We start from the raw sequence: 14475 nt of genomic DNA on the forward strand, positions 1-14475 counted from the left end.
TTTCAACTGCGAGTAGCGCCCATGCGCTGGACTTGCGCGGGAAAACGCGGTTCACCGCAGACATGAGCGAGCAATTTGATGCAGCGATCATCGGCGCGGGGCACAATGGCCTCGTATGCGCCTTCTACCTTGCGCGGGCCGGCCTTAAGGTGCGCATTGTGGAGCGGCGCGATGTCGTGGGCGGCGCGGCGGTTACTGAGGAATTTCATCCTGGATTCCGCAACTCCGTCGCCAGCTACACGGTCAGCCTTCTGCAGCCCAAGGTGATCGCGGATATGCGGCTGGTAGAAAAAGGCTACCGCGTGATCGAGCGGCCAATTTTCAACTTCCTGCCGCAGGAGGATGGCGGCTATCTGAAACTTGGCGGAGGGTTGGAGCGGACCCAAGCGGAGTTTCGCAAGTTCTCAAACGCTGATGCGGAGGCACTGCCCGCTTATTACGATGCGTTGGAAGGTGTTGCCGAAGTCCTTCGCGCGCTCGCACTGAAGACTCCGCCAAACGTGGGCGATGGTTTTCGCAGTATCATTGCAGCAGCGTTGCAGGGTTATGGCATGTCTCGGCTGGACACCCAGGCGAAGCGCAATGTGCTCGACCTGTTCACCAAATCCGCCACCAGCTTCCTCGGACAATGGTTTGAAAGCGAGCCGGTGAAGGCGGCGTTCGGCTTTGACGCGGTCGTCGGCAACTACGCTTCGCCCGACACGCCCGGCAGCGCCTATGTCCTGCTGCATCACGTGTTTGGCGAGGTGAACGGCAAGAAGGGCGCGTGGGGTCACTGCGTCGGCGGCATGGGCACGATCACCCAGCTGATGGCCAAAGCTTGCCGCGAAGCGGGTGTGGAGATCAGCCTGGAATCGCCGGTCAGCGAAGTGCTGGTCGATGGTGACACGGTGGCGGGCGTAAAGCTGGAGAGCGGCGAGGAAGTGGCGGCGAAGCGCGTTATCGCCAATGTCGGGCCCAAGCTGCTCTACGGCAAAATGCTCGATCCGAGCCATCAGCCAGAAGAATTCCGCCGCGCGATGAAAGGCTTCAAGGCAGGCGGCGGCACGTTCCGAATGAATGTCTCGCTGAGCGAATTGCCGCGCTTCACCGCTCACCCCGAACCGGGCGAGCATCATTCATCCGGCATCATCATCGCGCCGACGCTCGATTACATGGACCGCGCGTTTCTCGATGCGAAACAACACGGCTGGTCACGCAAGCCGATCGTCGAGATGCTGATACCCAGCACAGTGGACGACAGCCTCGCTCCGCCGGGCCAGCACGTCGCCAGCCTGTTCTGCCAGCAATTCGCGCCCGAATTGCCCGATCGCCGCGACTGGGATGACGAAGAGGCGGCTGCGGTCGATACCATTATCGACACAGTAGAGCGCCACGCTCCCGGTTTTCGCGCCTCGATCATCGGCAAGCAGGTGCTCAGCCCCAAAGGTCTGGAGCGCAAGTTCGGCCTCGTGGGCGGGGATATTTTCCATGGGCATATGAGCCTTGACCAACTCTGGTCGGCGCGGCCCGTTCTCGGTCATGGTGCCTATCGTGGACCGGTAAAGGGGCTCTACATGTGCGGATCGGGCGCGCATCCGGGCGGCGGGGTCACCGGCGCACCGGGCCACAATTGCGCGCGCGAAGTGATTGACGATGGCGGGAGCTTTCGCCGCTTCGCCTAGTCGAGCGAAAAGGCGGAAGGCAGCAATTCGGCAATGCTGGTGGTGAGGGTCTCTTCCCCTTCCCTGTCACAGCATAGGATCTCAATATTGCGGCCCGATAGCTGTGCAGCCTCTGCAATCGCCTGACGGCAACCACCACAAGGAGTCACCGGGCCGACGCTAGGCTGGCTCTCATCCGCCGGACCGCCGATCACAAGCACGCGCGCGACATTTTCCAGCCCAAACGCCTGCTGGGCTGCGGTAAGCGCGGATTGCTCCGCACACACGCCGAGACGGTAGCACGCGTTCTCCATATTCGCGCCCACCGCCACTTCGCCATCGACACTTTCGACCGCTGCGCCGACAATGAAACCCGAATAGGGTGCATGGGCGCGCAGCCGCGCCTCTTTGGCCTTGGCGAGGAGGTCGCTCACGATGCCTCGCCCGCCGGCTGTGCATCCAGCTTCTTCGCAATGGCGATCGCACCTGCAATCAGGAAGGGCACAAGCGCGAAGCTAAGCACGATTTTGGCGATGGCCTGGCCGACCAGCAGGTCGCCAATCGGAAATTCACCGTAGAAAGCGAGCGTGATGAAAATCAGCGTGTCGATCGCCTGGCTGATTGCAGAGGCAATCGCCCCGCGCGCCATGAGCCAGAAACCGCCGCCTTCACCCTTGCCGCGCAGCTTGTTGAAGATCCACACATTGAGCAACAGCGATACACCGTAAGCCACCGGCCCTGCCGCCATAATCCGCGGCGTTTGCGCATGCACCGTGTTGAAGGCGTCGAGATTTTCTGTCGGCATCTGCGGCGATGCAGGCAGTGCGAGCACGATCCAGATCAGTCCGATGGAGAATGCAAGGGGGAGAAAGCCCCACAACACCAGCCGGTCTGCCGCTGCCTTGCCGTGCAATTGCGAGACCGTACTCGACATCACAACCAGCAGCAGGAAAGCCAGGATTCCGCTCTCCACTTTAATTGTGCCAAGATCGAAAATAGGAATAGCGAACTGTTTGAACGCCAGCACGCCGGCGATCACGGTCATACCGCCATAAAGGAGCGTGATAACGAAAAGGGATCGCGCCATCGGCAGGGCGCGGGCTGTCGCTGCGGTGTCGGTCATGCGCGATGGCTATGCAACACAGGCGGCGCTTTGCAAGCCTGATCGGGGAATAACAGGGGCAAAACCGTTGAACCTGCCGCGCAACTGCGCAAGAGAGGCTGACGGTTCACCTGATCTGGAGTCGCCGTGCCTCCCCAATTGATATCTCTTGCAGGGATCGCCGCGATCCTCGCCATCGCTTTCCTGCTATCGACCGGCAAGACGCGCATAAGGCCGCGCGTCGTGCTGGCTGCCTTTGCATTGCAGGCCCTGATGGCGCTGCTCGTCTTGCGCACGCCATGGGGTGTCGCCGCGATCCAGTTCCTGTCCGATGGCGTGATCGCGCTGCTCGACTATTCGAAAGTCGGGATCGAGGCCGTCTTTGGATCGATGGATGACAATCCCTTCACCAATACCTTTGTAATTGCGGCGCTGCCGGTGATCGTGTTCTTCGCTGCCATCGTTTCGATCCTCTACCACTGGGGCATCATGCAACGGCTGGTGCGCTGGGTCGGCGGTGCGATCGGGTGGATCACCGGTGTCTCGCAAGTCGAGGCCCTCGGCAGCGCGGCGAATATCTTTGTCGGCCAGTCCGAAAGCCCGCTGGTGGTGCGTCCCTATCTCGCCAGCCTAACGCCCAGCCGCCTATTCACGCTGATGGCTGTGGGCATGGCGGGCGTCGCGGGGACGATACTTGCAGCCTATGCGAGCTTTATCGGATCGGAAGCCGTGCCATTCCTGCTCGCGGCAGCCTTCATGTCTGCTCCCGGTGGTATCCTGATGGCCAAGATCATCATGCCTGACGATGAAAGCGATCTCGCCCGCTCCGCAGCTGACCTCGCAGAAATCGAACTGCCCGAAATGCGCATCAGCGCAGAAGGTCCCGCCGCACTCGATCCTGCAGGCAAGCCGCATGAAGTGCAGATGGCCGAGACATTCGAAGAGGGACACAAGCCCGCCAACGTGATCGAAGCAGCAGCGCAAGGCACGCAGACGGGCGTCAAATTGGCGGTCGCCGTGGGCGCCATGGTGATGGTGTTCGTCGCGCTGGTGGCGCTCGCTAACGGTATCCTTGGCGGCGTGGGTGGCTGGATGGGCTATCCCGATGTCACTTTCCAGCAACTGATCGGCTATGTTTTCCAGCCGGTGATGTTCCTGATCGGCGTGCCCTGGGCAGAGGCCGATATCGCAGGCGGCCTGTTCGGCACCAAGATCGTGCTCAACGAGTTCGTGGCGTTCATCGAACTGGGCGCGCTGGAGGAAGGAACTTTCTCCGCTCGCACAACGGCCATCGTGACCTTTGCGCTGTGCGGTTTTGCCAATTTCAGTTCGATCGCAATCCAGATGGCGGTGACGGGGGGCCTCGCGCCCAATCAGCGCCCGGTGATCGCCAAGCTCGGCCTGCGCGCGCTGGCTGCAGGCTCGCTGGCAAATTTGATGAGCGCGGCTCTGGCAGGTCTCGTCCTTCCCCTGTAAGAGCGCCGCCATGTCTGACCTTGCATCCATTTCGCTTTCGCGCCCGCTGGAGGATTTCTCCAGCGAGCTTGGCCGCAGCTTTGAAGAGTATGGTTTCGCGATCATCCGCGATCACGGCATTCCGCAGGTTTTGATCGACCGCGCGGAAGCGTTGGCGAAAGTGTTCTTCGCCCTGCCCGACGCTGCCAAGAACGCTTACGCCATTGAAGGCGGCGGCGGCGCGCGCGGCTACACGCCGTTCGGCAAGGAGATCGCCAAGGATGCGACGGTCCATGACCTGAAGGAATTCTGGCATGTCGGCCGCAGCCTGCCGGAAGGGCATCCGCTTGCAGAGATGATGGCACCCAATATCTGGCCGACTGAAATTCCGGAATTCAAAGCTGTGTTCGAAGAGCTGTATTCGCAGTTCGAAAAGACAGGCGACCGGATCCTGCGCGCGATCGCGCTTCACCTCGACCTCGAAGAAGACTATTTCGTCTCAACCGTCGAGGACGGCAATTCGGTAATGCGCCTGCTGCATTATCCGCCGCTGAGCGAAGATGTGCCCGAAGGCGCTATCCGCGCCGCCGCGCATGGGGATATCAATACGATTACGCTCCTGCTTGGCGCGGAGGAAGCTGGCCTCGAACTGCTCAACAAGCAGGGCGAATGGGTACCGGTTTCGCCGCCGAAGGGCGCATTGGCGGTCAATGTCGGCGACATGCTGGAACGCCTCACCAATAATCGCCTGCGTTCTACAACGCACCGCGTGGTCAACCCCGGTGGGGAGGCATCGCGCCGCTCACGCTATTCGATGCCATTCTTCCTGCATTTCCGCCCGGATTTCGTGATCGAAGCCCTGCCGAATTGCGTTGAAGACGGTGAGACGCCCGCCGCGCCCATCACCGCGCATGATTTCCTGCAGCAGCGGCTGCGTGAAATCGGGCTGGCCTGACAAGCGAGTCGATTGACGATTCGCGTCGCGGGAAGGACTCCGCCCCACCAACGCCGGAATCCCTCAAATGAATTTGTTGCAACGCAGCAACAGTGCTGCTGGATTCCGTTCCGTTCCACAAGAAAAGTCCAAAATATGACCGCTCAGCGTTGCCGTGTCATTGGTTTGAAATGAAACCTGCCTGTAAGGGCGCGCACAAGCCTTGGCCCCTTCCCCAAGGTAGAGATTCATTCCAGACGAAGGACTTTCGGGATCATGAAAATCAAATATCTCCTAGCGGCAAGCGTGGTCAGCCTTTCTGCGGCGACGGCCATTGCCACTCCGGCTGCAGCGCAGGAAACGACATCGGGCATCACTGGCCAGGTCAGCGATGAAAACGGCAATGCCATTCAGGATGCCACCGTTACCGTCGTTGATGGCAGGACCGGTCGTACTAGCTCGGTTCAAACCACCGGCACGGGCAGCTTCAACTTCCGTAACCTCGAAGTTGGTGGCCCCTACACCGTCACGGTCAATGCTTCGGGTTTCGTAGGCGAAACGGTAGAAGGCCTTTCGGTCAATCTGTCCAATACAGTAGGCCTGAGCTTCGAGCTGGCAGCTGGCGAGACCACGCTGGGCAACGAAATCGTTGTCACTGCCACTTCGGTCCGTAGCGCGCCGCTCGCGCTCGGTCCCGGCTCTTCTTTCGATCTGGAAATCGTTCAGGAGCAGCCGTCGATCACCCGTGACATTCGCGATATCATTTCGATCGACCCGCGCGTCACGCTCGACGCCGGCTTCCCGGATGACACTGGAGGCGTTTCGTGTCTCGGAGCTAGCGAGCGCGTCAACTCGCTGACTGTGGACGGCATCCGCACCGATGACGGTTTCGGTCTCGGCTCAAGCGGCTTCCCTTCCGAGGCTCAGCCTTTCCCGCTCGACTCGCTCGCAGCTGTCTCGGTCGAGTTCGCGCCGTTCGATGTTCAGTATGGCCTCTTCTCCGGCTGTAATATCAACGTCGTCACCAAATCCGGTTCGAACGAATTCTCCGGTGGCGGTTACTTCTTCTACCGCGATGACGGCTTGCAGGGCGACGAGCTTGAAGGCGAGCCGCTGAATCGCGGCGATTTCGAAGTCGAACAATACGGCGTCTATCTCGGCGGCCCGATTATCGAGGATCGCCTGTTCTTCTTCGTGAACTACGACCGTGTCGACTCAGTTCTCGGCATTGATGATGGCCCCGCTGGCTCGGGCGCACCCAACGAAGCGCAGTTCGTTTCGGTCGACCAGATCAATCAGATTACCCAGATCGTCCAGGACCAGTATGGCTACGATGCAGGTGGTATTCTGACCAGCCAGCCGCGCAGCACCGAGCGCTTCTTCGCTCGTATTGATGCAAACATCACTGACGACCATCGTCTTGCGCTCAGCTATGGCCGCACGCGGGAAGATTTCTTCAGCGGCGTCAATCTTGATGCAGCGGGCAACGAAATCGGGCTGTCGTCGAACGTCTACCAGTCGGGTAACAACATCGACACCTATTCGGCGCGGCTGCTTTCCAACTGGTCGGAGAACTTCTCGACCGAAATCCGCGTCTCGCGCCTCGACAACTCTGACCTCCAGACCTCGTTGAGCGGAAGTCAATTCCAGAACTTCACCGTAGTGCTTCCCAACGGCGGTGAAGTCCAACTCGGACCCGACCGTTTCCGTCAGGTGAACGATCTCGAGAATACGACTGACCAGGTGAAAGTTGCTGGCTTCCTGACAGCAGGCAATCATTTCTTCACCGTCGGTGTCGAATACGACCGTTTCGACGTTTTCAACCTGTTCGTGCAGGACGGTCTGGGCACTGCCGAGTTCGACAGCATTGCCGATCTTGCAGCTGGCAACCCTTCCGACTTCACCGTCCGCGTACCGACCGGAACGCTTGACGATGCGGTGGCAGAATTCGCGCGCGAAATCTTCACCATCTACGCCCAGGACGAATGGCAAGTCACTCCGGACCTGCTGCTTCAGGCCGGTGTCCGCTATGACTTCTATAACGGCAGCGAAGACCCGACCGTTTCGGACCAGTTCGTGGCCCGCTACGGGTTCACCAACGGCACAGGTTTCGATGACCTCGACATTATCCAGCCGCGTCTCGGTTTGACGTACGATCTGGGTGAAACCTTTGCCGGATCGACCACCCTGCGTGGCGGCGTGGGCGTGTTCTCCGGGGGCGATCCGACCGTGATCTTCTCCAACAGCTACACGAACAATGGCGTCAACCTCGACGATGTCGAGCTTGACGAAATTCAGAATGCCGGAATCACCGACTTCCTCGGTGATAGCGTACCGCAGAGCGTTATTGATCTCGCAGTCGTCGGTGACGGTGAAGTCAACGCAATCGACCCTGACTTCGTAATCCCGCAGACAATCCGCGCGAACTTTGCGATCGAGCATCAGTTCAACTTCGGTCCGACCCTGATCCTCGATTACATCTACAGCCGTGTGAACGATCCGCTGTTCGTTCAGGATCTGACGCTCGCGCAGACCGGAACCGCTCCGGATGGTCGTCCGCTCTATCGTCAGGTCGACTTCCTCGATCCTGATTGCGCGACGGACCCGGGCAACTTCGCGACCTGTGACACGCGTTCGACCAGCGACTACCTGCTGACGAATGGCACCAGCACGGATAGCCACGTTCTCAGCGTACAGTTGCAGGACAGCTGGCCGCAGGAAGGCAACTTCCTGGGTCTCGGTGGTAGTTTCTCGCTCGGTTATGCGTACCAGGATGTCGAGGAGATCCAGCCGCTGACTTCCAGCCGTGCGGTGTCGAACTTCGGCAACTTCTCGAAAGTCGATGTGAACAATCCACGCGTGGGACGTGCCAACGCATCGCGCATCCACAATGCGGTTGCTCGCCTCAACCTGGAGAAAGATTTCTTCGAGGATGCCACCTCGCAGGTCACTTTCTTCATGCGATATCGCACGAACCAGCCGTACAGCTTCAACTTCGACACTTCGCAATTCCCATGCCAGAATGCCGCAGGCATCAACGTGTTTGGCGACTCGCGCTGCTTCGAAGACCGAGTGCTGCTCTATGTTCCGGCTGAAAACGATCCGTCGGTCGTCTATGGTGCCGACTTCGATCTGGCTGCGTTTAATTCGTACCTGACGGCAACTGGGCTCGACGAGTACCGCGGTCAGATCGTGGAGCGTAACGCATTCGACGCTGGCGACTACTGGGATCTGGACATCAGCTTCCAGCAGGAAATCCCCGGCTTCTTCGCACGTGATCGCTTCACGCTTCGCATGGATATCCAGAATGCGCTGAACCTTATCGACAGCGACTGGAATATTCTGCGCGATGCGAGCTTCGAGTACAATGTTCCGATCGTCGGCGCGACGATCAACGATGCTGGGCAATATGTCTTCGAAGAGTTCACCGATCCGAGCCGCGACGGTCGCCCGGTTCCGCTGAGCCGGAACACCTCGGCCTCGCTGTGGAGCATCCAGTTCGGCATTCGTTACGAATTCTAACGGATAGCAATCGTAAAAAGTTGGGCGGCGGCACTCGAAAGAGCGCCGCCGCCTTTCTTTTGTCGCCTCGCTACGTCAATGAGGGCTCATGACTTCTAAGCTCATCGCTTCGCTTTTTGCCTCCGCCGCGCTCGCCGGTTGCGTTACACAGCCGGGAGCGATTTCCAGCGTCTCGCCCACATCAGACGTCGTGAACTTGCAAGTCCTCGCGTTAAACGATTTTCATGGGCACCTCGAACAATCCGAGCGTGAAGGCACCTGGATCGAGAACGGTGTGGAGCGGCGCGGTCGTATTGGCGGCGCTGCACAATTGGGCGCTACTCTGGACGCGCTTCGTGAGGGGCACACGGTCACGGTCGCAGCAGGCGATCTGATCGGCGCGAGCCCGCTGATATCCTCTCTCTTCCTCGACGAACCGACGATCCGCGCGCTCTCGGTTGTCGGCCTTGATATTGCCTCAGTCGGCAATCACGAATTCGATCGCGGGATCGAAGAGCTGCGCCGCATCCAGAATGGTGGCTGCGAGGTCTACACTCTGCGCGAACCCTGCGCGGTCGAGCCCTTCATCGGCGCAGACTTTGCCTATCTTGCGGGCAATGTTGTCGATGATGCAGGCGTGACGCTATTTCCCGGCACCGAGATGCGCGATTATGGAGCTGCACGCGTTGGCTTTATTGGACTGACGCTGGAGGGCACTCCCAACCTCGTCGCGGATCAGGCGACCGCTGGGTATACCTTTTTGCCCGAAGCGGAGACGGCCAATCGCCTGGCTGCACAACTGCGCGATCGAGGCGCGGATGCCGTCGTCCTGCTGATCCACGAGGGCGGCTATGTCGACGGCCGTTTTGTGCTCGATGGATGTCCGGATATCTCCGGCCCCATCGTGCCCATTGTGGAGGCGCTCGACCCTTCGATTTCGCTCGTTGTCTCCGGTCACTCGCACAATGCGTATATCTGCAACATCACGCGCGAAAGCGGGGAGCCGGTGCTGCTGACATCCGCCGGTCGTTACGGCGGGTTCGTGACAGCGATCGACATGGTAATCGATCCGGCATCAGATGCGGTGCTTTCGCTGGATGCGCGCTCGATCGCGGTTACGGATACAGACACGCCGCATGCCGAAGCAGGCGAAATCGTGCGCCGCTATGCCGAAGCCGTCCGGCCTGTGGCAGAGCGCGCTGTCGGCCCTATAGCTGCGCCTCTCGCTAGAGGCGAGGATTGCGCCGACCGGCCGGCGCAGGACTTCGTCGCCGATGCATATCTTTTTGCCGCAAATGCCGCGCTGGATGCGCCTGCCGATATCGCTTTCGTAAATTCAGGCGGGGTGCGCAGCGACCTTTCAGGCGCGGATGACGGGGTGCTCACTTTCGGTGAACTCGCTGCAATGGCGCCTTTCGGAAACACGCTGATCGTGCTCGAAATGACGGGCGGGCAAATCATGGCATTGCTGGAGCAGCAATTCTGCCAGGAGGACGGCTCGGTCCTATGCGGATCGGCGCTCGTCCCCTCGGCAGGATCCGCCTATCAGGTCGATCGGCGCCGTGCGCAGGGTGAGCGGGTGCTGGCACCGGTCATTGATGAGCAGCCGCTCGATCCAGCGCGCACTTACCGCGTCGTCACCAACAGCTTCCTGGCTGGCGGCGGCGATGGATTTTCGCAATTTGGCGATGGCACACAAGTCGCCAATGTCGGCTTCGATATCGATGGTATCGAGGCCTATGTGGCAACCGGCGAAGTGCGCGTTCCGGTTTGCGGGCGTGTCAGGACTGTAGTGGCTCCTGCCTCTTCCTAACGCAGCGGCGGCTCGTCGAAACTGCGCAGCTTGCGGCTGTGAAAGCTGTCGCCTTCCTTGCTGAGCAGGGACAGCGTTTCGATGCCGATCCGCAAATGCTGGCTGATCGATTTTTCGTAAAAAGCGTTCGCCTGACCCGGCAACTTGATCTCGCCATGAAGCGGCTTGTCCGACACGCAAAGCAGCGTCCCGTAAGGAACGCGGAAGCGGTAACCCTGCGCTGCCACGGTGGCCGATTCCATATCGATGGCGACAGCCCTGCTCTGGTTGAAGCGCAATGCCGAGCGCGTGTAGTGCAACTCCCAATTGCGATCATCGGTCGTGACGACGGTGCCGGTGCGCAGGCGTGCCTTCAATTGCTCATCAGTATCGCCTGTGACACTGCGCGCGGCCTTGAACATCGCGGTCTGCACTTCGGCGATTGGCGGTATCGGGATCTCCGGCGGGATCGCTGAATCGAGCACATTGTCATCGCGCAGGTACGCATGGGCGAGCACGTAATCGCCGATAGTCTGGCTTGGACGAAGGCCGCCACAATGGCCGATCATCAGCCACACTTCCGGGCGCAGGACAGCGATATGATCGCAGATCGTCTTCGCGTTGGACGGTCCGACACCGATATTGACCAGCGTGATGCCGGAATTATCTTTGCCGACCAGGTGATACGCCGGCATCTGGTGCTTGCGCCATGTGCCCGAAGCAATCCGCTCCCGCGCGCCTTCCAGATTGCTGCTGTCAATCACCGCGCCTGGCGCGGAAAAACGCTCGAACCGGCTTTCCGGATCGGCAATCTCGGCGAGCGCGAAATCGATGAATTCCTCAACGTAGCGAATATAGTTCGTGAACAGCACGTAGCGCTGGAAATGTTCAGCAGGCGTGCCCGAATAATGCCGCAGCCTTGCGAGGCTAAAGTCGGTACGCAAGGCATCAAACAGTGAAAGCGGGCGCGCTTCGTGCTCTTCACCGATCCAAGTTCCGTCGGTCACTTCATCCCCGATCTTGATGAGATCGGAAGACGGGAAATGCCGCGTCAGCTCCGCACTGCTCGCTCCCTGCAGCCCGGGCGACGATGCATCGAGAACGTATTGGTAAGGAATTTCATCCTCGGATCGCCCAACCTGCAGCGCGATCTCATAGTCCGTGACGAGGTGGCACAGCTGCTCTTTCAGATAAGGGCGGAACAGACCCGGATCGGCAATAGAATTGCTATACGTCCCTGGCTGATTGAGCCGGGCATAGGCGCGTGCCGGATAGGGTTGCTCGACTTTCCCGGTATAATGCAGCGTCAGCTCTGGATAGGCAAACCGACCTTCCTTGCGGGCATTCTCCGCAGGCGGAGTCCGATCCTCGGCATATGTGGCGAGCGCATCGATCAGGTTGCTGCGCGAACTGTTATAGACCTCCTCCAACTGATCGAGGATGCCATCAATGTCTTCGACTTTGGTCGCCACAAATTCTCCGTTCTATGAGGGATCGATAGGCAGTGCCCTAGCCCAGTTGAAGCCGTGAGGAAAGCTTCACGCAGGCTCTGCAAAGACCCAGTCGAGATAGGCGGCAAGCCGGATTCCCGACTGCGCCAACCTGTCTTCAACAGTCGGGGTCCACCGCCAGTTATAGCGATAGCGCAGCATCGCGGGCGATTCCTGCGTACCCATGCCGTATTCTTCGTTCACTTCGGGATAGACCTGGTCTCGCAGTGCGGCGCTTTCAGCGATCCAGATCGTGGGATCGACATCCCACCATTCGATCACACGCACAGGAGTTATGCGGCGCTCAAGGCGATCGGCATATTCGGTGTAGGACAATTGCTGGCGAAGGATCATCCCTTCATCCCACACCCAGTGCAGATTGGTCTGCTCGTCGAACCAGTCGACGATGAAATCATTACCTCCGCGATCAGTGCCGTTTCCGGCGTGCAGCGGTTGATGCAGATCAGACACCAGATGGACAACGAAACGCAGCGCCAGCGCTTTGTCTTCCTGTGAAGCTGCAGGATCGCGCAGAACGGCAGTAAAGCGTTCCAGAGCCGTCGCCGCATCGCCCTCGGGCGGGTGCTCAAGATTCTCGGCAGAGCGACCTTCCGGCACAGTCACATAATGAAATGGCGAAGCCGTTTCCTGCCAGAATGGCGCTGGGTTAGACCGCTGTTCATCGGGCCAAGTGCTTGCTTCGGGCAGGCCTTCGGCTCCGATGATCTGCGCGATCTGCGCCTGTGTATGGCCGCTGATATTGTCTTCGGCAATCTCTGCCGTGACGCGGTGACCGATTGGCCCCCACGCCTGAGCGGGAGTCGAAAGAATGGAGGCGGACGCGGCAAGCGCGATGGCAATTTTGCGGGTCATATTCGGTCCCCAATTTGAGCGGTGATGCGGCCCTATGAAGCACGCGAGCGTATCATGGCAAGAGAGGCGAAAGACGCGTTTCGCGCCCGCGCTGCACCGCCCCAAGTCACAGCAGATCGTCTATGGTTAACTTTTCCCAAAGGATAAGCCCGTAACGCTGGCGAAAGCATGCATTTCGTCAGGAATCCGAACGCTGTGAAACACGAAAAAATCGAAATTGCCGATCCGTCCTTGATCGATGCCGTTGCCCGCTCTTGTGGTGAAGTAACCGTCGGCTGTGTTGATGTCGGCGGTATCGTCGAAGAGATCATCGAGACAGCCGGCGATATGGAAAACCGGCGCCGTGCGCTGCAATCGGTGATGTCCGAATTGGCGAAGGACCAGCGCCGCGTAACGGATGCAACCGATGAGGCGCGCCTCCTGTCAGATCGCGCAAAACGCGACCTCAGGCAGAGCACCGCGGTCATCAAGGATTCCATCGGCGAATTTGTCGATTTGACCGATCTTATCGTAACGCTGGCCGAACACATTACCAGCTTCGCCGGTGCAATGGATCAGGTTCGCCGGGTGTCGGAGAAGATCGATACGATTGCTGAGACAACCAACATGCTCGCGCTTAATGCCGCGATCGAGGCGCACCGCGCCGGTGAAGCCGGAGCAACCTTTGCGGTCGTCGCTCAGGAAGTGAAAAAGCTGGCGCAGGATACGCGCGGCGCGACCGATGAAATCGCACGCACCGTGGACTCCCTTGGCGGAGAAGCCGAAGGATTGGTCGAGAAGATCAGCCGGGGCGTTGAGCAAGGCAAGAGCGCCCAGACCAAATTCGCGCAGATCGATGACACTGTGAACGGCATTTCCGATTTCGTGACTCAGATCGAGGAACAGAATTCGGGGATCGCTCAGAACACCAGCACGATCAATTCCCGGGTCGAGGAAGTACGCGAAGCACTGGAGCTGTTTGCTTCCGGAGCTCGCGCAAACAACGCCAACCTGGTCTCAGCGAAGAAACGGATCAACGAGCTTGAAACGATGTCGATGGAGATGTTCGACCAGCTCGTGCGCAGCGGATTTGCTGCGGCCGACCTCGAATTCGTCGAAATGGCAATTACCGGCCGTGATGAGATGGTCGGCCTTGTCGAAAGTGCGCTTGCCGATGGTTCGATCACAGAAGCGGACGTGTTCGATCGCAATTATGACCAGATCCCCGGTACCAATCCGGTCCAGTATCATAACCGCTTCAATGATTTTGCCGATCGCGTCATCCAGCCGGTCCTGGACAAGCAATTGGCCTTGCGCAGCGAAGTGATCTCCTCGGTCGCATCGAACCAGGATGGCTATTTGCCGACGCACCTGTCCACGCGGTCGCTCAAGCGTACCGGCAATGTCGAGCATGACGAGAAATACTGCCGCAATCGTATCAAGCTTCTGGACGAAACCACCCAGCGGGCAATCGATATGAAAGACATGCCCTTCACCGCTTCGTGCTACCGCTTTGGCGGCTCGGATGATGATCGTGCACGGGCAGGCAAGAACATCTTCGTGCCCGTGTGGATCAACGGCCGATACTGGGGCAATTTCGAGGTGTTCTATCTCAACTGATTTTGGACGTCGATTTCAGAATAAAGAGAGCGCGGAGGAGAAATCCTTCGCGCTTCTTTTTGTCAGCAGCATTTGATGAGGATTAG

10 protein-coding genes are annotated in these 14475 nt (G+C 59.3%); 6 read left to right on the plus strand and 4 right to left on the minus strand.

Features of this window, described 5'->3' with window-relative positions; translation table 11 throughout:
- Nucleotides 1-62 precede the first annotated feature (62 nt).
- Nucleotides 63-1664 carry a phytoene desaturase family protein gene (locus tag I5L03_RS11285; RefSeq protein WP_197921862.1) on the plus strand — a complete coding sequence of 534 codons (1602 nt, stop codon included), beginning with the start codon at nt 63-65 and terminating at the stop codon, nt 1662-1664.
- Here I5L03_RS11285 and I5L03_RS11290 read toward each other — a convergent pair.
- Nucleotides 1661-2077 (minus strand): cytidine deaminase, encoded by a 417-nt coding sequence (locus tag I5L03_RS11290; RefSeq protein WP_325100182.1) that lies wholly within the window; start codon nt 2075-2077, stop codon nt 1661-1663. The two genes, I5L03_RS11285 and I5L03_RS11290, sit on opposite strands and share 4 nt — an antisense overlap.
- Nucleotides 2074-2766, minus strand: a complete 693-nt coding sequence (locus I5L03_RS11295; RefSeq protein WP_197921863.1) for a queuosine precursor transporter — start codon at nt 2764-2766, stop codon at nt 2074-2076. Before I5L03_RS11295 ends, I5L03_RS11290 begins: the two co-directional genes overlap by 4 nt.
- Nucleotides 2767-2892: 126 nt before the next feature.
- Here I5L03_RS11295 and I5L03_RS11300 point away from each other — a divergent pair, with 126 nt between their 5' ends.
- The 4 genes from I5L03_RS11300 to I5L03_RS11315 all read left to right on the plus strand — a co-directional run bounded on the left by I5L03_RS11300 (nt 2893) and on the right by I5L03_RS11315 (nt 10448).
- Nucleotides 2893-4221 carry a NupC/NupG family nucleoside CNT transporter gene (locus I5L03_RS11300; RefSeq protein WP_197921864.1) on the plus strand — a complete coding sequence of 443 codons (1329 nt, stop codon included), beginning with the start codon at nt 2893-2895 and terminating at the stop codon, nt 4219-4221.
- A 10-nt stretch (nt 4222-4231) separates the two neighbouring features.
- Nucleotides 4232-5155 carry an isopenicillin N synthase family dioxygenase gene (locus tag I5L03_RS11305; RefSeq protein WP_197921865.1) on the plus strand — a complete coding sequence of 308 codons (924 nt, stop codon included), beginning with the start codon at nt 4232-4234 and terminating at the stop codon, nt 5153-5155.
- 255 nt (nt 5156-5410) lie between these two features.
- Nucleotides 5411-8656, plus strand: coding sequence for a TonB-dependent receptor (locus I5L03_RS11310; RefSeq protein ID WP_197921866.1), 3246 nt, complete (start codon nt 5411-5413; stop codon nt 8654-8656).
- 88 nt (nt 8657-8744) lie between these two features.
- Nucleotides 8745-10448, plus strand: coding sequence for a bifunctional metallophosphatase/5'-nucleotidase (locus tag I5L03_RS11315; protein ID WP_197921867.1), 1704 nt, complete (start codon nt 8745-8747; stop codon nt 10446-10448).
- On the opposite strand, the gene I5L03_RS11320 is transcribed toward I5L03_RS11315, so the two are convergent.
- Together I5L03_RS11320 and I5L03_RS11325 are read right to left on the minus strand one after the other, a co-directional pair.
- Nucleotides 10445-11899, minus strand: coding sequence for an AMP nucleosidase (locus I5L03_RS11320; RefSeq protein ID WP_197921868.1), 1455 nt, complete (start codon nt 11897-11899; stop codon nt 10445-10447). The genes I5L03_RS11315 and I5L03_RS11320 overlap by 4 nt on opposite strands.
- A 66-nt stretch (nt 11900-11965) precedes the next feature.
- Nucleotides 11966-12790, minus strand: coding sequence for a S1/P1 nuclease (locus I5L03_RS11325; RefSeq protein ID WP_197921869.1), 825 nt, complete (start codon nt 12788-12790; stop codon nt 11966-11968).
- Between the two features lie 195 nt (nt 12791-12985).
- Between I5L03_RS11325 and I5L03_RS11330 the strand changes: the two genes are divergently transcribed.
- Nucleotides 12986-14389, plus strand: coding sequence for a methyl-accepting chemotaxis protein (locus I5L03_RS11330; RefSeq protein ID WP_197921870.1), 1404 nt, complete (start codon nt 12986-12988; stop codon nt 14387-14389).
- Nucleotides 14390-14475: the final 86 nt, after the last annotated feature.

This window comes from Aurantiacibacter sediminis (assembly GCF_016019885.1).
GTDB classification, from domain to species: Bacteria; Pseudomonadota; Alphaproteobacteria; order Sphingomonadales; family Sphingomonadaceae; genus Alteraurantiacibacter; species Alteraurantiacibacter sediminis.